An 8,741-nucleotide genomic window follows, 5' to 3' on the forward strand; every position below is an offset into this window, starting at 1 on the left:
CATGACAAGACCGAGGGGTGAATCGTCAGCCTTCCGATGCAGTACAATCGCTGCTTTTCATTGCCAACCAGCCGGCCATTCCGATGATCGAACCCAAGCGCGTGTTGCGCGCCCTCGCCGAACACTGGGCACTTCTGGAGCCACTGTGCGAGCACTTCGACCAAGGCACCCTGAGCCTCGCCGAACTGCGTTCACAGCTGGCCACCCAGCAAATTGACAGTACGCCACAGGACATTACCAGCCTGCTGGACGTGTGGATCCGCCTGGATATCCTGGTTCCGGTGGCGAAAAGCCCGAACCGTTTCGAGCTCAACGCACAGATCCACGACTTCCTCGCCTACCTGCGGCGCGAGCACCGCCTGGGCCTGTGCCTGGAAATCGAAGCCTACCTGCGCCACCTCGAACGCCTGGCCGGTTACATCCAGGACGCCTTCGACATCCGCGACGGCCATGACCTGGCCCGCCAGCTGCGGTTGCTGGACATGCGCGTGCGCGATGTATTGAAAAAGCTCGCCAACGACGAACAGGCCCTGGTGGCCGTCGCCGAGCGGGCCAAGACCAGCGACCGGCAGATTCCCCTGCGCCAGCGATACGCCGAGGTACTGGCCACCTGGGACGAATACGTCGAGCCGATGATCCAGCTGGTGAACGCCGACGGCGCCTTCGAGCAAGGCGTGCGCAAGGTCGAGAACGTCCTGCTGCGCATGCTCACCGAACAGCAGCGCCTGGGCCACCTGGTGGACGACGACATGCTGCTGCGCACCCACGCGCGGATCCTGGAAATGCAGACCAGCGCCCAGCTGACCCTGCGTCACGCCCGGGAACTGCTGCTGCCGCTGCGTGAAGAAGCCCGCCGGCACAACGCCGTGACCCGCGGCGCGGCCCTGGCCCTGTCGGCCATCCGGCGCAAGGGCATCGACGCCGTGCCGCAAGCGGCCATGCCACTGTTCACCCGTCCGCAAAGCACCTTCCTCGGCAGCTCCGGCCAGGTCGAGGCTTATGTCTATGCCCTGGCCAGCTTCGAGCCGAAGCCGACGCGCTTTCCCAAGGCGCACAAGACCCACAAGGGCGGCAATGCGCCACGGGCGCCACGCACGGTCCGCGAGATGCTCGACCGCTGCGAAGACGCCCTGCCGATGCCGGACCTGATGACCTGGCTGCTGGAGCAGGAACCGGACGGTGCCACCGACGAGTTGCTGTACTGGTTCTCCCGCCTGTCGCGGGAAAAACGCTTCAAGCGCGAGCGTCTGGAACGCCGCGACTACCACACCCACGAGCACCAGGTCAGCCTGCGCTCCTTCGCCCTGCTCTCGGCCCGCGATGACGTGGCCGAGAATTCTGCGAGCACTCCACATGCATCTTGATCTTTCCGAACTGTCCCAGCTGGCGCCGATCTTTCGCGAGCTGTTCAAGGGTTATCACGTCAGCCGCCGCGACCCGGAGCTGTACTCCCAGCTGTCGAACTTCCAGGACCAGTACCGCACCCTGTTCAAGGCCCTGGGCTTCGAACTGGTGTGCGACACCCGTGGCTTCTACTACTTCGTGCCGGAGAACGCCGCCGCCCAGGTGAACAAGACCGCCCAGCGCCTGGCGCTGTTCACCTTCATCCTGGTGGAGCACCTGGCCGACCAGGGCCGCGACCCGGTCGCCGTGCTCGACGGCGGCAGCCTCGGCCGCGACGAACTGCCGTCGCTGCTGGAGAAGTACCGCGACCTGTTCATCCAGGCCGAAGTGCAGACCCATGAAGAACTGGAAGAAAAAATCATGCGGCGCATGACCCAACTGGGTTTTGCCGGCGAGGAGCCGGGCATCTACCGCTTCCTGCCGCCGATGCACCGCTTCCTCGATGTGTGCCTGTCGGTGCAGCAGGACCGTGACCTGGCCGCCAGCCTGCACAGCGTGCTGCCGTTGCCGACGCCGGTGCTGATCGACGAAGACAGCGACGAAAAACTGCTGCAGACCGACGACCCGCTGGACCTCAGCGAATTCGTCGAATCGGAAAGTGAAGAGGACGCACTGGCCCGCGCCATTGCCGAAGAACAGGAGCTCGACGCATGAGCAAGGAACGCTACGGCATCCGCCGCTTTGCCCTTTTGAACACCGCCGGCTACAGCCTGGGCCTGTTCCCGCTGGAAGAGCCGCTGTCGGTCTACGGCGCGAACAACCTGGGCAAGTCCGCCTCGATCAACGCCCTGCAATTCCCGATCCTGGCACGCATGTCGGACATGAGCTTCGGCAAGTACAGCCTGGAACAGTCGCGGCGTTTCTACTTCGCCACCGATACCAGCTACATCCTGGTGGAAGTGTCCCTGCCCCATGGCCCGCATGTGATCGGCGTGGCCGGGCGCGGTCCGGGCGGCAGTTTCGGTCACCAGTTCTTCGCCTATGCCGGCTCGCTGGACCTGGCGCACTACCAGAAAGACGACACCTGCCTGCGGCAGAAAGAGCTGTTCACCAACCTCGAGCGCCAGGGCCTGAAGGCCTATGAGCTCAAGCCGGATGAACTGCGTCGCCTGCTGGTGGGCGGACATACCTCGATTCCGCTGGACCTGACCCTGATCCCGCTGCGCTCCACCAGCGAGCAGAGCCTGAAGACCTTCCGCGCGTTGTTCATCAACCTGCTGCACATGCGCGAAATCACCGCGGCCAAGCTCAAGCAGCTGTTCCTCGATGCCTTCGAACACAGCCTGCGTTCCGGCAGCGTCGACTACATCGCCGCCTGCGAAGATGCCTTCCGCGACGTGCGCCGCATGGAGCAGGACTACAACTCGCTGGTGGCCGCGGGCCCCCTGGTGGAAGCCCTGGCCAACGGCGTGACACAGCGCGACATCCTGCGCGGCAAACTGCATCGCCTGTCGCCGCTGCTCGATTCGCTGCTGGGCACCTGGTCCGACTACGCCAGCGCGCGCAAGGAAGAGCTGACCATCCAGGCCGAGCACTACCGCAACGAACAGGACGCACTGCAGAACGACCAGCGCAGCAGCACCCAGGAAATGATGCGCCTGGAGCGGGAAATCACCGGCACCCAGCGCTGGCTCGGCGAGCTCTCGGTGCTCAAGCATCGTTTCGCCCTGGTGGACGACGTCAAGGTCCTGGAGCAGCAACTGCTGGCGGCCAAGGATGCCCATGACGAACTGGCCGGCGCCCTGGCCCAGTCCCGGCAGTTCTCCGCCGAAGACCTGGAAGAACGCCTGCGGGATCTGGAAAAACGCCTGAAGTCGGTCAAGCAGCAGCTCGATAACGCCGACAACAACAGCTATGCACGCCTGCGCGAGGAATTCTCGCAACAGGACGTCGAGCGTCTGATGCGCCTGTTCAACAGCCAGTTGTTCAGCCTGCCGCTGGGCGAACACGGCATCGCCCTGGACGAGAACGGCGACTGGGTCAAATCCGTGGAGCTGATCCTCGATGGCTTCAAGGGCGAGCGCTTCGAAGTGCCGGGGCTGTCCATCGACATTTCCCACATCGAACCGCCGGCCTTGCAGGCCCTGGCGGACCGCGCAGCATTGCGCGACCAGAAAGAGCGCCTGGACAAAGAACTCAAGCAGTTGAAAACCCAGGCCGCGGTGGCCGCCGACCGCGCCGCGAGCAAGACCCAGACCGAAGCGCTGTACCAGCAGGTGCTGGATGCGCAGAAAGCCCTGGAAGATTTCCGCCGCGCGCAGACCCTGAGCGCCGAGGAAGGCGAAAAGCTGGAACAGCTGGCGCAGATGGAAGCCGCCCAGGACGAACTCAAGCGCTCCAGCGACGCCTTCACCGAACGCGTCCAGCAGCTGTCGGCCAAGCTGCAACTGGTGGGCCGGCAGATCGGCGACATGGAAGCCAAGCAACGCACCCTCGACGATGCCCTGCGCCGTCGCCAGCTGTTGCCGGCGGACCTGCCGTTCGGCACGCCGTTCATGGAGCCGGTGGACGACTCCATGGACAACCTGCTGCCCCTGCTCAACGACTATCAGGACAGCTGGCAAGGCCTGCAGCGGGTCGATGGCCAGATCGAGGCGCTGTACGCCCAGGTGCGCCTCAAGGGCGTGGCCAAATTCGACAGCGAAGACGACATGGAGCGCCGCCTGCAACTGCTGATCAACGCCTATGCGCACCGCACCGACGAAGCCCTGACCCTGGGCAAGGCGCGTCGCGCGGCCGTCACCGATATCGCCCGGACCCTGCGCAACATCCGCAGCGACTACGACAGCCTCGAGCATCAGTTGGCGCTGTTCAACCGCGAGATCAACAAACGCCAGGTGTCCAACCTGCAGAGTTTCCGTATCGTGCTCGCGCCGAACAAGGAAGCCCTCAAGCACATCGACCAGATCATCCACAGCGCCGGCCAATACGAAGAAGGCGAGACCCTGTCGGTGTTCGACCTGAGCCAGAGCGCCGAGCAGGACAGCAAGAACGAAGAGGCCAAGGAATACCTGGCCCGCCTCGTAGCGGCCAACCATAACCAACTGGGCCTGAAGGACCTGTTCGAGCTGGCATTCGAGATCACCAAGGTCAATGGCCAGCCGGTGATCCACACCGATATCGATGGCGCGGCGTCCAACGGCACCACCATGACCATCAAGGCGCTGACCAACATGTACCTGTTGCTGCACTTGATGGACCGCGAGCAGGCCGGGCGCATCCGCCTGCCGTACTACCTCGACGAGGCCGCGGACATCGACGAGAAGAACCAGGCAGCGCTGCTGGAAACCAGCCTGCAACTGGGCTTCGTGCCGATCCTGGCCAGTGTGAAGCCGCAGGTGTCGGCCCAGGTCGCCATCGACCTGGAAGGCGGCAGCGGCCCGAACGGTATCTACATCGACGAGGCGGACTGGAAGTACATCCGCCGTCACGATCAGGTCAAGGCCACCCTGAACGTCGAGCCAGAAGCCGAAGCGGAGCTGGACGAGGTGTAACCGCCGAAGCCGTAAAACAAAAAGGCCGTGATCTTTCGATCACGGCCTTTTTGCTTTCTGGGTTATTTGCCCAGGGCGATTTTCGGTGCCCAGGTCAGCCATTCGTCCTCGAACTTGTCGAACAACGGGAAGGTCTGCTCCGGCCGCGCCGGGTTGCCCATACGCTCGCCATCCGGCGTGGCAAAGGCGATACCGCCCTGGATCAGGGTCTCCAGCGACTCGGTACGGACGGTTGCGCCCTTGAACAGGCCGATGTCGATACCGAACCCACTGCTGTTCCAGAAACGCGTACCGCCACGCACCAGCGGCGCGTACTTCGGCTCGATCAGGATATGGATCAACACCCGGTCGGCAGTCTGGCCCAGTTCGTAGCCCGTGACCTTGCCCACCGTTACCTCGCGGTAAGTCACCGGCACGCCGACCTTCAGCGAGCCGCGCCGCGCCGCGCTCAGCACCAGGCTCAGGCCGGCCTCGGCGACCGCGGTTTCCGGTGGCTGGGGCAAGGCGACAAAGCTGGTTTGCGCGCCGAGGTTCTTCGCCGCCGGCTGCACCTCGATGTACTGCCCGGTCACCAGGGTTTCCAGGTTGGCGGTCTTGATCAAGCCAAGCTCCGGCTTGACCACCCAGAACTGGCTGCCGACCCGCGCGATTCGCTCCGGCACCTCGGTGATCCGAGCCTTGAGCAGCACCGACTGCAGATCGCCGCTCAGGTCGACGTCTTCGACCTTGCCGACATCTAGCCCCTTGAAGCGGATAGGCGTGCCCGGACGCAGGCCATCGGCGCGATCGACCTTGATGCTGATCAGGGTGCCCTTCTGTGTCGCCTGCTCCTTGTCGGCATACAAGCGGAAACGTGGGATGCGCTTTTTCAGCGGCACGTTGGGTTCCGGCGTGTCGAAGGCGATACCGCCGGCCATCAGGCTTTGCAACGACTCGCTCTTGACCTGGATGCCGCCGGTCAGGCCACCGGTCAAGGTGACACCGCTGGCATTCCAGAAGCGCGTCGAGCCGTTCACCAGCCCTTCGTACTCCTTCTCGATGTGCACGCCGATGACCAACTGCTTGCGGGTCCGCGAAAACTGGTAGCTCTGCACCGAGCCGACCTTGACCTGCTTGTACAGAATCGGGCTGCCCACCTCCAGCGAACCGAGGTTTTCGGTGAACAGCACCAGGTGCAGGCCAGGGGAGCGCAGGTCCAGCGGCGGCGCCTTGGGCCGCGCCTCGAATTCGCGTTGCGGAGCACCGCCCTTGTCACCTGGGCGCACCGCAATGTAGTTGCCTTTGACCAGGGCTTCCAGACCGGTGATACCCGCCAGGGAGATCGAAGGCTTGACCACCCAGAACTGGGTGCCTTGCACCAGGTAATCCTCGGCCAGGGGGTCCAGGGTCAGCTCCGCCGTGGCGCTGGACAGATCCGGGTCGACCTTGAGGGCCTTGAGGTTACCGACCTGAATCCCCTTGTACATGACCGGCGTGCGGCCTGCCTGGAGCCCTTCGAAATCACTCAGCTTGACCTTGACCCGGATGCCCGCCTGCGCCGCGTCGAAGTCCTCGTAGAGACGGAACGGCAGGGTCGGGTCGGTTGGCGGGCTGTCCCGGCGATTCTCCGGGGTAGCGAAGGCGATACCGCCGGCGACGATGCTGGCCAGGGATTCGCTACGCACTTTCACACCGGACAGGTTGGCGTCGATGCTGATGCCGCTGGCGTTCCAGAAACGCGTATGTTTGCGCACCAGGTTGGCGTAGGTCGGCTCGATAAAGACTTTGATCTCAACCGTGTTCTGGTCTTCGGAGAGCAGGTAGCTTTTCACCTGCCCCACCTGGATCTGCTTGTAGAACACCGGGCTGCCGCGGTTCAACGATCCCAGGCGATCCGCCTTGATGGTCAAGTGCAAGCCCGGCTTGGCGTCTGATAACGGTGGTTCTTCGACCAGCGCCTTGAACTTGCGCGCAGGCTCGCCCTCTCCCGGGCTGATGGCGATGTAGTTACCTGAAACCAGCGTCTCCAGCCCGGTGATCCCAGCCAGGGTCACACTCGGCTTGACCAGCCAGAAGCGTGTGCTGCTCTTCAGGTATTGCTGGACGTCCTTGTTCATCTCGACAGTGGCAATCACCCCTCTGGTGTTGCCTTCGTCGTCCAGGGCCAGGGCCTTGACCTTGCCCACCGACATCCCTTTGTAGACCACCTCGGTCTTGTTGGCCTGGATGCCCTCGCCGCTTTCAAAGCGCACCTGGACCTCGATACCGGTCTGACTGTAGGCACGCCAGCCCAACCATCCGCCAATCAGCAACGCGATCAGGGGCAGGACCCAGATGGCCGACCAGTTCGAAGCCGGACGGGTTTTAGCTTTAGGCAAATCACTCATTGTCGTCGTCCGACTCCGTGTTATCCCAGATCAGTCGGGGATCAAAAGTTACTGCGGCGAGCATCGTCAGAATCACCACGCTGGCAAAGGCCACTGCGCCGAGATTGGCCTCGATACTGGCAAGCCGACCGAAGTTCACCACCGCCACCAGGATGGCGATCACAAAGATATCCAGCATCGACCAGCGGCCGATGAACTCGATAAAGCGGTACATCCAAATGCGTTGCCGCGCCGATAACGGCTGGTGGCGCTGGACCGAAAACAGCAACAGGGCAATCCCCACCAGCTTGAAGGTGGGCACCAGGATACTGGCGATGAACACCACCGCCGCAATCGGGATCATGCCGTGCTGCACCAATACGATCACCCCCGACATGATGGTGCTGGGGTCACCCTGGCCAAGTGACGTGACCGTCATGATCGGCAGTACATTGGCCGGGATGTACAGGATCGCCGCGGTAATCAACAGTGCCCAGGTACGCATGATGCTGTTGGGGCGACGAGCATGCACCAGGGCCCCGCAGCGAGTGCAGGTCTGCTCATTGGTATCGGGTTCCTGCCTGTTCAGCTCGTGGCATTCATTACAGACCAGAATGCCCGCATCAATCGCCCGCATGCGCATCCTCCCCGGCCAGGGCATCCCATATCTGATGCGGCGACATGACCACCTCCAGCCATACCTGAACCAATAACAGGCTGACAAAACACACCAACCCCAGGCCGACCGTCATGGCAGCCAGGTCCGCCAGCTTGACGATGGCGACCAATACTCCCATCAGGTAGACCTCGAGCATGCCCCAGTCCCGCAAGTGGTGATAAATGCGGTACAGCAACAGGCCGTAGCTGCGACCTATGTCCAAGCGAATGCTCAGGAGCACGAGCAACTGGCAGACCAGCTTGAGCAATGGAATGCCCATGCTGCAGAGAAACACCACCACCGCCACGCCTTGCATATCGGTATTGAACAAACCGATTACGCCGCTCCACACGGTGTCCTCAGAGGATTGTCCGAGTAGATTGAGCTGCATGATGGGTAAAAAGTTCGCGGGGACATAGAGCAGTAGCGCGGCAATAACCAATGCCAAGCTGCGATCCACGACATTATGGCGGTGTGCGTATAGCTCGTAACCACAGCGGGGGCACTGGGCTTTTTCTCCGTGGGCCAGCTCTGGCTTGCGCATCAGCAAGTCGCATTCGTGGCAGGCCACCAGGTCATCCAGCGGCAACTCCGACAGCCCGGGGGCGTCAACCGTATCTGACATACAAGGCTCTGGCTCTGAAAAGGCGTGAAGCTATTCTAGAGGTCCGTCCCGAAAATAACTGTGCAAAATTGTTTGGAGATAAGAACCGTTTTCTACGCGCAAAAACAAAACCCCAACTGCTTTCGCAATTGGGGTTTCGGAATTTAATCTTGACGATGACCTACTCTCACATGGGGAAACCCCACACTACCATCGGCGATGCATCGTTTCACTTC

The 8,741-nt window shown here is 62.5% G+C and carries 6 protein-coding genes; 3 read left to right on the forward strand and 3 right to left on the reverse strand.

Annotated features, from left to right (window positions below; translation table 11 throughout):
- Positions 1-83: 83 nt before the first annotated feature.
- From mksB to mksF, 3 genes are read left to right on the forward strand one after another with little or no spacing between them, the layout of a single operon-like run.
- Positions 84-1,364, forward strand: a complete 1,281-nt coding sequence (mksB, locus tag AC07Y9_RS20255) for an Mks condensin complex protein MksB (RefSeq protein ID WP_172963000.1) — start codon at positions 84-86, stop codon at positions 1,362-1,364.
- Entirely contained in the window at positions 1,354-2,058 is a 705-nt protein-coding gene (gene mksE, locus AC07Y9_RS20260; protein ID WP_007930132.1) for an Mks condensin complex protein MksE, read from the forward strand. Before mksB ends, mksE begins: the two co-directional genes overlap by 11 nt.
- Entirely contained in the window at positions 2,055-4,898 is a 2,844-nt protein-coding gene (gene mksF / locus AC07Y9_RS20265; RefSeq protein WP_007930131.1) for an Mks condensin complex protein MksF, read from the forward strand. The genes mksE and mksF overlap by 4 nt, the downstream gene beginning before the upstream one ends.
- Before the next feature lie 62 nt (positions 4,899-4,960).
- Here the strand turns inward: mksF and AC07Y9_RS20270 are convergent, their stop codons facing one another.
- The 3 genes from AC07Y9_RS20270 to AC07Y9_RS20280 are packed head-to-tail and all read right to left on the reverse strand — an operon-like array spanning position 4,961 to position 8,526.
- Positions 4,961-7,264 carry a PqiB family protein gene (locus AC07Y9_RS20270; RefSeq protein ID WP_102679707.1) on the reverse strand — a complete coding sequence of 768 codons (2,304 nt, stop codon included), beginning with the start codon at positions 7,262-7,264 and terminating at the stop codon, positions 4,961-4,963.
- The gene (locus tag AC07Y9_RS20275; RefSeq protein WP_102679708.1) at positions 7,257-7,880 is read right to left on the reverse strand and encodes a paraquat-inducible protein A; all 624 of its coding nucleotides are present in this window, start codon (positions 7,878-7,880) and stop codon (positions 7,257-7,259) included. The genes AC07Y9_RS20270 and AC07Y9_RS20275 overlap by 8 nt, the downstream gene beginning before the upstream one ends.
- Positions 7,867-8,526: a paraquat-inducible protein A gene (locus AC07Y9_RS20280; RefSeq protein ID WP_102679709.1), complete on the reverse strand. Its 660-nt coding sequence runs from the start codon at positions 8,524-8,526 to the stop codon at positions 7,867-7,869. Before AC07Y9_RS20280 ends, AC07Y9_RS20275 begins: the two co-directional genes overlap by 14 nt.
- Positions 8,527-8,741: the final 215 nt, after the last annotated feature.

The sequence above is a fragment of the Pseudomonas sp. GW456-L12 genome (assembly GCF_059424045.1).

What these genes read in the sequence shown, in the direction of transcription:
- mksB (WP_172963000.1), top strand. Translation starts at nt 84, where the DNA reads ATGATCGAACCCAAGCGCGTGTTGCGCGCCCTCGCCGAACACTGGGCA.
- mksE (WP_007930132.1), top strand. Translation starts at nt 1,354, where the DNA reads ATGCATCTTGATCTTTCCGAACTGTCCCAGCTGGCGCCGATCTTTCGC.
- mksF (WP_007930131.1), top strand. Translation starts at nt 2,055, where the DNA reads ATGAGCAAGGAACGCTACGGCATCCGCCGCTTTGCCCTTTTGAACACC.
- AC07Y9_RS20270 (WP_102679707.1), bottom strand. Translation starts at nt 7,264, where the DNA reads ATGAGTGATTTGCCTAAAGCTAAAACCCGTCCGGCTTCGAACTGGTCG.
- AC07Y9_RS20275 (WP_102679708.1), bottom strand. Translation starts at nt 7,880, where the DNA reads ATGCGGGCGATTGATGCGGGCATTCTGGTCTGTAATGAATGCCACGAG.
- AC07Y9_RS20280 (WP_102679709.1), bottom strand. Translation starts at nt 8,526, where the DNA reads ATGTCAGATACGGTTGACGCCCCCGGGCTGTCGGAGTTGCCGCTGGAT.